This window comes from Vibrio sp. 10N, assembly GCF_036245475.1.
In the GTDB taxonomy this organism is placed as follows: Bacteria; Pseudomonadota; Gammaproteobacteria; order Enterobacterales; family Vibrionaceae; genus Vibrio.
Genome location: NZ_BTPM01000001.1, coordinates 476,959 through 489,933 on the forward strand (window position 1 = coordinate 476,959; position 12,975 = coordinate 489,933).

General features: G+C 47.8%; 11 protein-coding genes. 8 read left to right on the forward strand and 3 right to left on the reverse strand.

What is annotated here, in order from left to right:
• Nucleotides 1-74 precede the first annotated feature (74 nt).
• Entirely contained in the window at nt 75-1,955 is a 1,881-nt protein-coding gene (parE, locus tag AAA946_RS02465; RefSeq protein ID WP_338163475.1) for a DNA topoisomerase IV subunit B, read from the forward strand.
• A gap of 2 nt (nt 1,956-1,957) precedes the next feature.
• Nucleotides 1,958-4,234, forward strand: a complete 2,277-nt coding sequence (gene parC / locus AAA946_RS02470; protein ID WP_338163476.1) for a DNA topoisomerase IV subunit A — start codon at nt 1,958-1,960, stop codon at nt 4,232-4,234.
• Nucleotides 4,235-4,321: 87 nt separating this feature from the next.
• Here parC and degS read toward each other — a convergent pair whose 3' ends face one another.
• From degS to zapG, 3 genes are all read right to left on the reverse strand, one after another.
• Nucleotides 4,322-5,386, reverse strand: a complete 1,065-nt coding sequence (gene degS, locus AAA946_RS02475) for an outer membrane-stress sensor serine endopeptidase DegS (RefSeq protein WP_338163477.1) — start codon at nt 5,384-5,386, stop codon at nt 4,322-4,324.
• Nucleotides 5,387-5,617: 231 nt separating this feature from the next.
• Nucleotides 5,618-6,985, reverse strand: coding sequence for a Do family serine endopeptidase (locus AAA946_RS02480; protein WP_338165755.1), 1,368 nt, complete (start codon nt 6,983-6,985; stop codon nt 5,618-5,620).
• Between the two features lie 118 nt (nt 6,986-7,103).
• Nucleotides 7,104-7,565 (reverse strand): Z-ring associated protein ZapG, encoded by a 462-nt coding sequence (gene zapG / locus AAA946_RS02485; protein WP_338163478.1) that lies wholly within the window; start codon nt 7,563-7,565, stop codon nt 7,104-7,106.
• A 141-nt stretch (nt 7,566-7,706) separates the two neighbouring features.
• On the opposite strand from zapG, the gene zapE reads away from it, so the two are divergent.
• The 6 genes from zapE to AAA946_RS02515 all read left to right on the forward strand — a co-directional run bounded on the left by zapE (nt 7,707) and on the right by AAA946_RS02515 (nt 12,912).
• Entirely contained in the window at nt 7,707-8,810 is a 1,104-nt protein-coding gene (gene zapE / locus AAA946_RS02490; protein ID WP_338163479.1) for a cell division protein ZapE, read from the forward strand.
• Nucleotides 8,811-9,021: 211 nt separating this feature from the next.
• Complete coding sequence (gene rplM, locus AAA946_RS02495) at nt 9,022-9,450, forward strand: 50S ribosomal protein L13 (RefSeq protein ID WP_234494550.1); 429 nt, start codon at nt 9,022-9,024, stop codon at nt 9,448-9,450.
• Nucleotides 9,451-9,465: 15 nt separating this feature from the next.
• Nucleotides 9,466-9,858: a 30S ribosomal protein S9 gene (rpsI, locus tag AAA946_RS02500; protein WP_103880020.1), complete on the forward strand. Its 393-nt coding sequence runs from the start codon at nt 9,466-9,468 to the stop codon at nt 9,856-9,858.
• A 464-nt stretch (nt 9,859-10,322) separates the two neighbouring features.
• A complete protein-coding gene (gene petA / locus AAA946_RS02505; RefSeq protein ID WP_338163480.1) occupies nt 10,323-10,913 on the forward strand; it encodes a ubiquinol-cytochrome c reductase iron-sulfur subunit in 591 nt (196 codons plus the stop codon).
• A complete protein-coding gene (locus tag AAA946_RS02510) occupies nt 10,913-12,178 on the forward strand; it encodes a cytochrome b (protein ID WP_042501117.1) in 1,266 nt (421 codons plus the stop codon). The genes petA and AAA946_RS02510 overlap by 1 nt, the downstream gene beginning before the upstream one ends.
• Nucleotides 12,175-12,912 (forward strand): cytochrome c1, encoded by a 738-nt coding sequence (locus tag AAA946_RS02515; protein WP_338163481.1) that lies wholly within the window; start codon nt 12,175-12,177, stop codon nt 12,910-12,912. The genes AAA946_RS02510 and AAA946_RS02515 overlap by 4 nt, the downstream gene beginning before the upstream one ends.
• The last annotated feature ends 63 nt before the right edge of the window (nt 12,913-12,975 follow it).

Below are 12,975 nucleotides of genomic sequence, written 5' to 3' on the forward strand. Positions count from 1 at the left end.
GCAAGCGACCTTTGGTCGCAATCTCTATTTTTGCTGCTAAGTATCAATCATTATTTGAGTAAAATTTCCGTATTATGACAGAACAATATAATGCTGGAGCCATTGAGGTTCTCAATGGTCTTGAGCCAGTACGTCGCCGACCAGGGATGTATACGGATACAGCGCGTCCAAACCACTTGGGTCAAGAAGTTATCGATAACAGTGTCGATGAAGCGCTAGCCGGACATGCCTCTAAGGTACAAGTCATTCTGCATGCCGACCAATCACTAGAAGTGATTGATGATGGTCGTGGTATGCCAGTCGATATCCACCCTGAAGAGAAAATTTCAGGTGTTGAGCTTATTTTCTGTAAGCTCCACGCGGGTGGTAAGTTCTCGAACAAAAACTATCAATTCTCCGGCGGTTTGCACGGGGTTGGTATCTCTGTGGTTAACGCGCTTTCGAAACGCGTCGAAGTTGCAGTGCGTCGCGATGGTCAAGTGTATGAAATGGCCTTTGAGCATGGCAATAAAGTTCAAGAACTGACGGTAACTGGCACTTGTGGCCGCCGCAATCGCGGCACCAGTGTACACTTCTGGCCTGATGCGAGCTATTTTGATTCGGCGAACTTCTCAGTAACTCGTTTGGTGAACAACCTACGAGCGAAGGCGGTGTTGTGTCCGGGTCTGGAAATTACCTTCACCGATAAGGTGAACGGCAAAGATTACAAATGGTATTACGAAGATGGTCTAAAAGACTATCTCGCAGAAGGGGTAAAAGGCTACGCAGTCCTACCTGAAGCACCATTTACTGGCGAATTTACTGCAGAAACCGAAGCGGCAACCTGGGCTGTGATTTGGCAGCCAGAAGGCGGTGAGATGATCACCGAAAGCTACGTGAACTTGATCCCAACCGCTCAAGGCGGTACGCATGTTAATGGCCTGCGCCAAGGCTTGCTGGATGCGATGCGTGAGTTCTGTGAATTCCGTAACTTGCTACCTCGCGGCGTTAAGCTAACCGGTGATGATGTGTTTGAGCGCTGCTCATACGTACTGTCCATTAAGATGCAAGACCCGCAGTTTGCTGGACAAACCAAAGAACGCCTCTCTTCTCGTCAGTGTGCAGCGTTTGTCTCAGGTGTGGTTAAAGATGCCTTTAGCTTGTGGCTGAATGAGAAGCCGCAGCTTGCTGAGCAGTTAGCGGAAGTGTGTATTGCCAATGCTCACCGCCGTATGCGCGCAAGCAAAAAAGTGGTGCGTAAGAAAGTGGCTTCTGGCCCTGCGCTACCAGGCAAGCTCACAGACTGTTCGCAACAAGACTTAAACCGCACCGAAATCTTCTTCGTGGAGGGTGACTCGGCGGGTGGTAGTGCCAAACAGGCTCGCGATCGTGAGTTCCAAGCCGTGATGCCGCTGCGCGGTAAAATCCTCAACACTTGGGAAGTGTCTGCAGACCAAGTTCTGGCGTCACAAGAAGTGCACGACATTTCCGTGGCTTTGGGTATCGACCCAGATACCGAGAACCTTGATGGTCTTCGTTACGGTAAGGTGTGTATCCTTGCCGATGCGGACTCGGATGGTCTGCACATTGCGACACTTCTATGTGCGCTATTTACCAAACACTTCCGCTCATTAGTTGCTGCCGGACACGTTTATGTTGCCATGCCGCCACTGTATCGTATCGACTGTGGTAAAGAGGTGTTCTACGCCCTTGATGACGATGAAAAAGATGGCGTACTTGAGCGTCTGAGCAAGAAGAAAGCGAAGATCAACGTCCAGCGATTCAAAGGTCTGGGTGAAATGAACCCACTGCAGCTGCGTGAAACTACGATGGATCCTAATACCCGTCGCTTGGTGCAGTTGACCATTGATGATGACGAAGCCACCAATGAGATGATGGATATGTTACTCGGTAAGAAGCGTGCTGATGATCGTCGTAGCTGGCTACAAAACAACGGTGACATGGCTGAGGTATAACAATGTCGACTGAAATGTCTTTTGATGGCGTAGAACAACTGCCTCTGCGAAAGTTCACTGAAGACGCCTATCTGAACTACTCAATGTACGTCATCATGGATCGTGCATTGCCTTACATTGGTGACGGATTGAAACCCGTACAGCGCCGCATTATCTATGCGATGTCTGAGCTGGGCCTGTCCGCATCGGCGAAATACAAAAAATCGGCACGTACTGTTGGTGACGTGTTGGGTAAATATCACCCACACGGCGACTCAGCGTGTTATGAAGCCATGGTATTGATGGCGCAGCCATTCTCTTATCGCTATCCATTGGTGGACGGTCAAGGTAACTGGGGTGCCCCAGACGATCCTAAATCGTTCGCTGCGATGCGTTACACCGAAGCCAAACTGTCTAAGTTTGCTGAAGTGCTGCTTGGTGAGCTCGGTCAAGGCACCGTTGAGTGGCAGCCAAACTTCGACGGCACCATGAAAGAGCCGAAGATCCTCCCTGCGAGATTGCCGCACATTTTGCTTAACGGCATCACGGGTATCGCAGTTGGTATGGCAACGGACATTCCGCCGCACAACGTGCGTGAGATTGCTGACGCAACGATTCACCTTATCGATAAGCCAAAATCTGAGCTTGCTGAGGTAATGGAGTTTGTTAAAGGCCCAGATTACCCGACCGAAGCTGAAATCATCTCACCGCAAGCTGACTTAGAGAAAATCTATCGTACCGGCCGTGGTAGTGTGAAGATGCGTGCAGTATGGCACAAAGAAGGCTCGGAGATTGTCATCACCGCGCTGCCGCACCAGGTGTCTGGTGCTAAGCTGCTTGAGCAAATTGCGAACCAAATGCGCGCCAAAAAACTGCCAATGGTAGATGACTTGCGCGATGAGTCGGATCACGAAAACCCAACGCGTATCGTTGTTGTACCGCGCTCAAACCGCATTGATTGCGACCAGCTGATGAATCACTTGTTCGCATCGACCGATCTTGAGAAGAACTTCCGTGTCAACCTCAACATGATCGGTCTCGATAACCGTCCGCAAGTAAAAGGTCTGGTTCAGATCTTAACGGAGTGGATCGAGTATCGCCGTGAGACCGTACGTAAGCGTCTTCAGTATCGCCTAGATAAGATCCTTGCTCGTTTACACATCCTTGAAGGTTTGTTGGTGGCTTACCTCAACCTTGATGAAGTGATTGAGATCATCCGTACTGAAGACGACCCAAAAGCGGTGCTGATGGCGCGCTTTGGTATCACGGACATTCAAGCAGATGCGATCTTAGACACCAAACTTCGCCACCTTGCGAAGCTGGAAGAAATGAAGATCCGCGGCGAGCAAGACGAGCTTGAGAAAGAGCGCGAGAAGCTTGAAAAGCTACTTGGCTCTGAGCGTCGTATGAACACGCTACTGAAGAAAGAGATCCAAGCTGACGCAGAGAAGTACGGTGACGATCGCCGCTCACCAATCGTTGAACGCGCAGAAGCGAAAGCAATGACTGAGCGTGACTTGGTACCAAGCGAACCAATCACGGTTGTGCTGTCAGAGAAAGGTTGGATCCGTCATGCGAAAGGCCACGATGTCGATGCGAGCGGACTCAATTACAAAGCCGGTGATAAATTCCTAGCCTCCGCCAGAGGTAAGAGCAATCAGCCGGCGGTGTTCCTTGGCAGTGATGGACGCAGTTACTCGTTAGAGTCGCACTCGTTGCCATCGGCTCGTAGCCAAGGTGAGCCGATTACTGGTCGACTCAACATTAGTGCTGGCTCGACAGTGCGCCAAGTGGTGATGGGTGAAGAAGATCAGCTATGGTTGATTGGCTCTGATGCAGGTTATGGCTTTGTGTGTAAAGGTAGTGATCTGCTATCGAAGAACCGCAGCGGTAAAGCGTTGGTGACTCTGCCACAAGCTTCTGAAGTGATGACGCCAGCAACGGTTGGCGATCTTGAGTCAGACGAAATCTTAGCGATCACCAACCAAGGCCGTATGTTGTTGTTCCCGATTAAAGACTTGCCACAGCTAGGCAAAGGTAAAGGGAATAAGATCATCAACATTCCATCGGCTAAGGCGAAGGCGCGTGAGGAGTTTGTCTCTCACTTGATGGCGTTGCCTCAAGGTGTATCCATCACCCTGTATGCGGGTAAGCGTAAGCTTGGGCTGAAAGCGAGCGATTTGGATAACTTCCGCGGTGAGCGAGGGCGTCGAGGCGGGCTGCTACCGCGAGGCCTGCAGCGCGTGACTCGTATTGAGATTGACTCTGGCAACACGCCTGACAGTGTGATCGAAGAGTAAGTTAACCAAACAAAAAAACCTCCGACTCGTCGGAGGTTTTTTATTATCAGGCTGATAGTTACTGGCTGAGGAGATAGGGGAGTTGTACTACTCTCGGCTATCTTCGCCAACGGTCACAGGCAAGGTAAGCTCTTTGCCATCACGAAGTAATTTCACATCGACGGTGGTGCCAGGCCTTAAGTCTGTAACTAAGTCAAGCACACCCTGTCGACCATTCAGTTTATTGCCATCGATCATCAAGATGATGTCTTGCACTTCGATTCCCGCTTTGGCCGCTGGTCCCTCTGGATCCAATCCAAGCACGATGATACCGCCAATGTGCTCGTTGCCTAAGAGGCGAGAAGTGACGGAGTTAATGTCTTGACCATCAATGCCTATGTAGCCGCGTATCACTCGTCCATCGGCAATGATTTTTTCCATGATCTTGCTTGCCAGAGGATAAGGAATAGCAAACGAGATACCATAAGTTTCAAGATCGGTAGCTTGCTGGAAGGATGCGGTATTGATCCCAACTAACTCTCCAAGCGTGTTAACTAGTGCGCCGCCCGAGTTACCTTGGTTGATTGCAGCATCGGTTTGGATGAACGCTTGAATGCCGCCGGCACTAATTGATGAACGTCCGGTTGCCGAGATAATACCAAAGGTAGTGGTTTGTCCAAGGTTATACGGGTTACCAATTGCCAGCACAACATCGCCAACTTTTGGAGCATAATCTGGATTGAGTGGAATAACAGGTAGATTGCCGCCTTCAATACGCAGTACCGCAATGTCGGTGCGCTGGTCTTTACCTACCAGCTGAGCGGCTGCTACGCGACCATCTTGCAGTGCAACAATGATTTGATCCGCATTCGCCACCACGTGATAGTTGGTAATGATGTAGCCTTTATCACTAACGATGACGCCAGAGCCTAGACCCTGAGTCGAGAGAGTGGTGCGATCGCTCTCTTTGTATTGGCGACTATAGATATTGACGACCGCTGGTGCCGCTTTACGTACAGCCTGATTGAAAGAAACCTGTTGTGTATTGTCGTATTCGGGTTGAGAGACGATATTATTCGGTATGACGTTTTGTCGAAGGGAAGGCACCGCTAGTAGCACAAGGAGCGCTGTGATTAGACCCATTGATACAGAGCGGATTAGAAAGTTCAGCATTGTTCCCTCAAGTAGAGTCAAAAATATAGCCGCAATGTCAGACTTCGCAAACGGTTACTTTGTTAAGTTAGTATTATCTAACTCGCAAAACGAGACAAATTTCTGAAATTAACCGAAAAACCAAAAGACGCACAGCAGAGAAACAGAGGATATCATTTCTGCCGCTGATAATAAAAGAGCAGCCTCTTTAGGGCTGCTCTATGACACAAAATTAACCAAGTTGAGTCGTGATTATCGTACGACCAGGTAGATGGTTCTATCACCGCGCTGGATGTTCAGTGCCAATACGCCCGGTTTTTTCTCAAGCAGTTTACGAAGCTGGGCCACGTTTTTCACTCGAGTGCGGTTCACTCCGATGATGATGTCATCTTTTTGTAGCTCGTATTGAGCCGCAGGTGAACCTTCTTCCACCGACGTGACTTTGACGCCTTCAATCGCATCGCTGCTGGTGGTATTAGCAAACTCAGCCCCCGTTAGACCTTCATGCAGCTTATCCGCTTTTGTCGAAGATTGTGTTGACTCGGTAAGTGTTGCTTTGAACGATTTTTCTTTACCGTCTCGAACTACCCCTAGGGTGACGGTTTTACCAGCGCCTAATGTAGCGACCTTAGCGCGTAATTCACTGAAGGTAGAAATCTTCTTACCGTTCACTGAAATGATGATGTCACCGGCTTCCAGGCCCGCTTTGTCGGCCGCACTATCTGGCACGACTTGGCTGACAAACGCGCCCTTGCTGGAATCATAGCCAAGTGCTTCGGCAAGCTCTGAGGTGACTTCACCACCCTGAACGCCCAGCATGCCGCGTTTAACTTCACCAAACTCGATGATTTGTTCGGTAAGGTTGGTCATCATGTTGGATGGAATGGCAAAGCCAATACCGACATTGCCACCATTAGGCCCTAAGATAGCGGTGTTGATACCGATCAGCTCACCATTGAGGTTCACTAAGGCACCACCAGAGTTACCGCTGTTGATGGCCGCATCGGTTTGAATGAAGTTTTCAAAGTTCTCGATGTTGAGGCCACTTCGACCCAGTGCGGATACGATACCAGAGGTCACGGTTTGCCCTAGACCAAATGGGTTACCAATCGCGACGGTGAAATCACCCACGCGCAGCTCGTCTGAATCGGCAACCTTGATTTCCGTGAGGTTCTTGGCACCGTCAACTTTCAATAAGGCTACATCAGACATTTGATCGCCGCCAACCAGCTCGGCATCAAACTCGCGTCCGTCACCGAGCTTGATGCGAATTTCCTCAGCGCCATTGATGACGTGATAGTTAGTCACGATATAGCCTTTCTTGGCGTCAATAACGACACCGGAACCTAGCCCGCGGAATGGGCGCTCTTGAAGCTGTTCAGTAGGGAAGTCAGGACCAAAGAAAAAGCGGAACTGCTCAGGCAGTTGCTGTCGAGAAACTTGTGTCCCCTCTACGGCAATACTGACCACCGCAGGTGTGACTTTTTCTAACATTGGCGCAAGGCTTGGCAGTTGCTCTCCATTGACAGATAAAGGCAGAGCGGCCGTAGCAGGTAGTGGGGCGATGATTGCACTTAGGCTTAACGAAAGAACAGTTAACGCAAGTACTGGTTTTTTCATCATAAAACTCCTCATAGGATCAGTAAGGTTTATGACTCAACGATTGTTGTAAAGTTCATCCTTAATATAAAAACGGCCAGCAATTGATTCAATCGCTGGCCGGTTTGGGGGTTCTGTATTAAGAAGCTTTGGCTGTCGTTACGGGCTCTTGGCCGACTGCAGCGGGGGATTCAACCACTTCTTTTTTCTCTTCTCTTAAGAGACCCGTCGCACCATTAACGTAATCTTTTGGTGGATGCTCTACAGAATCGCTAGCGTCTATGACTTCTACGTTGTGTTCAGCAATTTTCTTCACAAAAGGATTATCTTGTTCTGGAAGGTTTGGCATCAGCTCCGTGGAGGTTTTTGCCATATGCTGATAGAGCTTGGTGTAATCTTTGCCCAGCGTGTCGAGCATTTCAGCTGTTTGTGCAAAGTGATCCGACAGCTCTTGCCTTTGTTGTTCAAGCGCGAACTTAGCGGATTCGAGATCTTTTTGTAGCGTCTTTTGTTTCTTGTATTGCGGAGTAGTCAGTCGGGAAATCACAATTCCTAGAATAGCACCAACTAGCAAGCCGACAATGGCATATATCCAAGGCATAACAGCTCCTTTATAATGATTATTAACATGTGCGTTACCAAGTGGTTACACACGTCGTATAGCCATGTTACTATGAGACTTCGAGCCAATAAAGCAAAAATACGCGCTCTTTAGCCCTTGGATGAGTGTTGCGAGTAATCCATGACGCCAATAGAAAGATACGAACACGATATAAAAACAAATGGTTTCCAGGTAGACCCAGCCCAACGTACTGCAGTGGAAGCATTAGACAAATTACACCATCAGTTTAACGATTATCTGAGATTTGAAGCACCTCCGCTTTCAATGATGCAAAAGCTGCTAGGGAAACAACCCGAACAAGCGGTGCCGCCGCAAGGCCTCTATTTTTGGGGTGGAGTAGGGCGTGGTAAAACCTACTTGATGGATGCGTTTTTTGATAGTTTACCGACATCGAAGAAAATGCGTGTGCATTTCCACCGCTTTATGTACCGAGTGCACGATGAACTCAAGCGATTAGGGGATGTTGAGAACCCGCTGGAGAGAGTGGCGGATATTTTCGAATCCGAAGCTAAGATCATCTGCTTCGATGAGTTTTTTGTCTCCGACATTACCGACGCCATGATTTTGGCTACGTTATTACAAGCTCTGTTTAAACGTGGTGTGGTACTTGTTGCGACCTCTAATATTCCGCCTGAAGACTTATATCGTAATGGTTTGCAGCGCGCCCGTTTTATGCCTGCTATCACCTTGATTCAGAGTCAGTGTGTGGTACTGAATGTCGACAGTGGCATTGATTATCGACTGCGCACGCTTGAACAAGCTGAAATCTACCATTTCCCTCTAGATGAAGCCGCAAATCAAAACCTTGAGCGTTACTTTGAACAACTGGTGATGGATGATCGCGTTCATGAGGCGACGATAGATATTAATCATCGTGATATTGACGTGTTTGCCGCCGCTGATGATGTGCTATTTGCAAGTTTTGCGCAGCTTTGCCAAACCATGCGCAGTCAAAACGACTATATAGAGATGTCTCGTATCTACCATACCGTGCTGCTCGCCGATGTGAAGCAGATGGACGCCAAGTTGGACGACGCGGCAAGGCGGTTTATCGCTTTGGTTGATGAATTCTATGAAAGACGAGTAAAGTTGATTATTTCAGCCGAAGTGCCGTTAGAGGAACTGTACACGCAAGGTCAGTTAGAGTTTGAGTTTAAGCGCTGTATTTCGCGTTTAACGGAGATGCAAAGTCACGACTACTTGGCTTCAGAGCATTTACCTTGATGTTTTTGGCAATTTTGTCCAAAAAATAGATGATTTTTTCCTCGAGCTTCTCTATAATCCTGCGACCCACCGTTACTGCAGGCGAGTTTCTTCAAACTTTTTGAGGAACGATGCCGAGAGTTTCAACACTCGAAGGGGTGATGTATGGGCTCTTAGACAGTGGGAGCGAAAGCTCCTTAAGTGTAAATTTAATTAACGGGTTATTATTAGCATGAAAACTTTCGTTGCTAAACCAGAAACTGTAAAACGCGACTGGTACGTTGTAGACGCTGAAGGTAAAACTCTTGGCCGTCTAGCAAGTGAAATTGCATCTCGCCTACGTGGCAAACACAAAGCTGAATACACTCCTCACACTGACACTGGTGATTACATCATCGTTGTTAACGCTGAGAAAGTTACTGTAACTGGTAACAAGGCTAAGAACAAAGTTTACTACCGTCACTCTGAGTTCCCAGGCGGCCTAAAATCAATCACTTTTGAAAAGCTGATTGATCGTAAGCCTGAAATGGCTCTTGAGCTAGCGGTTAAAGGTATGCTACCACGTGGTCCTCTAGGCCGTGCTATGTACCGTAAGCTTAAAGTTTACGCTGGCGCTGAGCACAACCATGTTGCTCAACAACCACAAGTACTAGACATCTAATCGGGGATTTCGAAAATGGCAGAGAATCAATACTACGGCACTGGCCGTCGCAAAAGCTCAGCTGCTCGTGTTTTCATCAAACCAGGCACTGGCAACATCGTAGTTAACAAGCGTGAACTAGAAACTTACTTCGGTCGCGAAACTTCTTGCATGGTAGTTCGTCAGCCTCTAGAGCTAACTGAACTAACTGAGAAGCTAGACCTATTCGTTACTGTAAAAGGTGGCGGTATTTCTGGTCAAGCAGGTGCTATCCGTCACGGTATCACTCGCGCGCTAATGGAATACGATGAATCTCTACGTCCTGCTCTACGTGCAGCTGGCTACGTTACTCGCGACGCTCGTTGCGTTGAACGTAAGAAAGTTGGTCTACGTAAAGCACGTCGTCGTCCACAGTTCTCTAAGCGTTAATTTTCTCCTTACCGAGAAGATTATGCTTTCCAACTTTGTGTTGGAATGTGGTATCAAAAAGCTCAGCTTCTGCTGGGCTTTTTTGTTTTTATACGCTTTATAATCCCCATTAATTCAGAAACTCTGATCTGCATTGTGCGCTTTTCCCTCCTTTTGTGAACTAGCAAGCGATTTCCTGCTATAGATGTTACGAAAAGGTAGCTTTATCTTGTCAAAAAGTAGGGTTTTCTTTATCATTTGCTATCAAATAAATAGAACTAAAACTCGTATTTTGTTAGCCATGCTCTACTGGTCGGAATCGATGTCTGAGCAGACTCAAGTAGCCAAATAATTCAGTATTCTTGGCTCGTTCAATTTCAAGGAAAATAGCCCAAGGAATGGTTCCCCGTCAGGTTATTTAACGTGAAAGAGCAACTTGGATTCGCTCGGTGTTGACCCAAAGGAGCAAATGGGAGAAATGTTGGATGAGCAATGCGCCTTTAAATAACGGTCGCAGGCGTTTCCTTACTGCGACAACTGCGGTTGTCGGTGGTTTGGGAGCAGCTGCAGTCGCCGTTCCTTTTATAAAATCTTGGAACCCAAGTGCCAAAGCGAAAGCCGCTGGTGCCCCTGTTGAAGTGGACGTCAGTAAGCTTGAAGAAGGTCAAATGGTTCGTGTCGAATGGCAAGGTAAGCCAGTTTGGGTTGTGCGTCGTGCACAGTCTGTATTGGATAACTTAAGCAACCTTGCTGCTCAGTTACGTGATCCTGACTCAGCGGAAGAACAGCAGCCTGAGTATGCACAGAATGTGTATCGCTCAATTAAGCCTGAGTATTTCGTTGCGGTTGGATTCTGTACTCACCTAGGGTGTTCACCTACCTATCTTGCTGATTCCTTTAGTGAACAAGTTCAGGGTGTGAAATCGGGCTTCTTCTGCCCATGTCATGGCTCTAAGTTTGATATGGCTGGTCGCGTTTTCCAAAACGTCCCAGCACCACTCAACCTAGTCATTCCTAAGCACATGTACTTGAGCGATACCAAGATCCTAATTGGTGTTGATGAGGGGGATGCATAATGCAAGCGTTACTTGATTGGGTAGAAAAACGTCTACCTGCGATGAATGCTTATAAAAAGCATTTATCTGAATACCCAATGCCAAAAAACTTCAACTTTTGGTATCTGTTTGGTTCATTGGCAATGTTGGTATTGGTTAACCAAATCCTAACGGGTATTTGGTTGACGATGAACTATGTTCCTTCTGGCGAAGGTGCGTTTGCCTCTGTTGAATACATCATGCGTGATGTGGAATACGGTTGGCTACTCCGCTATATGCACTCCACCGGTGCTTCAGCTTTCTTTGTTGTTGTTTACCTGCATATGTTCCGTGGTCTTATCTACGGCTCATATCAAAAGCCGCGTGAGCTGCTTTGGGTATTCGGCATGCTTATCTTCCTTGTGTTGATGGCAGAAGCGTTTATGGGTTACCTACTACCTTGGGGACAAATGTCTTACTGGGGCGCTCAGGTAATTATCTCGTTGTTTGGTGCTATCCCTGTTATTGGTGATGACCTAACGCTTTGGATCCGTGGTGACTACATCATCTCTGGTGCAACGCTAAACCGCTTCTTCGCACTGCACGTGATTGCTCTGCCAATCGTACTGCTGCTGTTGGTTGTCCTGCACGTACTCGCGCTACACGAAGTGGGTTCAAACAACCCTGACGGTATCGAGACTAAGCTTCCAAAAGGCAGCATGGGCGACGATTACAAAACGCAGTTCAAGTTCCACGATTACTACAGCAAGAAATACGACATCATCGATTCGATTCCTTTCCACCCTTACGGTACGGTAAAAGATTTGGTTGGTGTAGCAGGCTTCTTCTTCCTGTTCTGTTATGTGTTGTTCTTCAACCCAGAGATGGGCGGTTACTTCCTTGAGCCACCTAACTTTGAAGCTGCGAACCCGCTGAAGACACCTGAGCACATTGCGCCAGTATGGTACTTCACTCCGTTCTACGCGATTTTGCGTGCGGTACCAGATAAGCTTCTGGGTGTAGTAGCGATGGGACTGTCAATTGTATTCCTATTCCTACTTCCTTGGTTCGACCGTTGTAAAGTTCGCTCTTATCGCTATAGAAGTAAGATTCACCTAATCAACATCATCCAGTTCACCATTAGCTTTATTGCTTTGGGTATTCTTGGTGCGCTACCAGCGACACCAACATATACGCTACTGGCTCAGATCTTCAGTTTAGGTTACTTCATGTTCTTCGTTCTGCTGTTCTTCTACAGTAAGAATGAAAACACCAAGCCATTGCCAGAGAGGGTGACATTCAAATGAAAAAGTGGATTGTAGTACTTTTCGCATTGCTGCCATCTCTAGCACTAGCGGCTGGTGGTAATGTACATCTAGATAAAGCAAATAACGACTTGACGGACAAAGCGTCACTTCAAAACGGTGCCAAACTGTTTATGAACTACTGCTTTGCTTGTCACTCGACGCAGTATCAGCGCTATGAGCGTGTCGCGACTGATTTAGGTATCCCTGTTGATCTTGCGAAAGAAAACCTAGTTTTCGACCCTGAGGCAAAGATTGGTGACCTGATGGTCAACGCGATGCCGCAGAAACAAGCAGCAGCTTGGTTTGGTGCTGCGCCACCGGATCTAACCTTGGTGGCTCGTGTTCGCGGTGTGGACTGGCTGTATACGTATCTGCGTACGTTCTACGTTGATCCAAGCCGTCCATTTGGCGTTAACAACACCACATTCCCGAATGTTGGTATGCCGCACGTTCTTGAAGAGCTGCAAGGTATTCCAATGCCGATCTTCGAAACTAAAGTGGTTGATGGTGAAGAAGTTCAGGTGATTGTTGGCACTGAAACCGACGGCCGTGGTGAGTTGAGCTCTAGTGAGTATGACGACGCGGTACGTGACCTAGTTAATTTCCTTGAGTACTCAGGTGACCCTGTGAAACTCGAGCGTCACGCACTAGGTTGGTGGGTGATGGCGTTCCTAGTCATCTTCACTATCGTCGTTGTGCTGCTTAAGAAAGAGTATTGGCGCGATGTTCACTAATTGTGCTATCATAGCGCGTTAATTCCAATTTGTTCACAATGGAGGCACAGCCTCCATTGTTTT

Excerpts from the sequence above, each read along its gene's own strand:
- parE (WP_338163475.1), top strand. The coding sequence starts at position 75 with ATGACAGAACAATATAATGCTGGAGCCATTGAGGTTCTCAATGGTCTT.
- parC (WP_338163476.1), top strand. The coding sequence starts at position 1,958 with ATGTCGACTGAAATGTCTTTTGATGGCGTAGAACAACTGCCTCTGCGA.
- degS (WP_338163477.1), bottom strand. The coding sequence starts at position 5,386 with ATGCTGAACTTTCTAATCCGCTCTGTATCAATGGGTCTAATCACAGCG.
- AAA946_RS02480 (WP_338165755.1), bottom strand. The coding sequence starts at position 6,985 with ATGAAAAAACCAGTACTTGCGTTAACTGTTCTTTCGTTAAGCCTAAGT.
- zapG (WP_338163478.1), bottom strand. The coding sequence starts at position 7,565 with ATGCCTTGGATATATGCCATTGTCGGCTTGCTAGTTGGTGCTATTCTA.
- zapE (WP_338163479.1), top strand. The coding sequence starts at position 7,707 with ATGACGCCAATAGAAAGATACGAACACGATATAAAAACAAATGGTTTC.
- rplM (WP_234494550.1), top strand. The coding sequence starts at position 9,022 with ATGAAAACTTTCGTTGCTAAACCAGAAACTGTAAAACGCGACTGGTAC.
- rpsI (WP_103880020.1), top strand. The coding sequence starts at position 9,466 with ATGGCAGAGAATCAATACTACGGCACTGGCCGTCGCAAAAGCTCAGCT.
- petA (WP_338163480.1), top strand. The coding sequence starts at position 10,323 with ATGAGCAATGCGCCTTTAAATAACGGTCGCAGGCGTTTCCTTACTGCG.
- AAA946_RS02510 (WP_042501117.1), top strand. The coding sequence starts at position 10,913 with ATGCAAGCGTTACTTGATTGGGTAGAAAAACGTCTACCTGCGATGAAT.
- AAA946_RS02515 (WP_338163481.1), top strand. The coding sequence starts at position 12,175 with ATGAAAAAGTGGATTGTAGTACTTTTCGCATTGCTGCCATCTCTAGCA.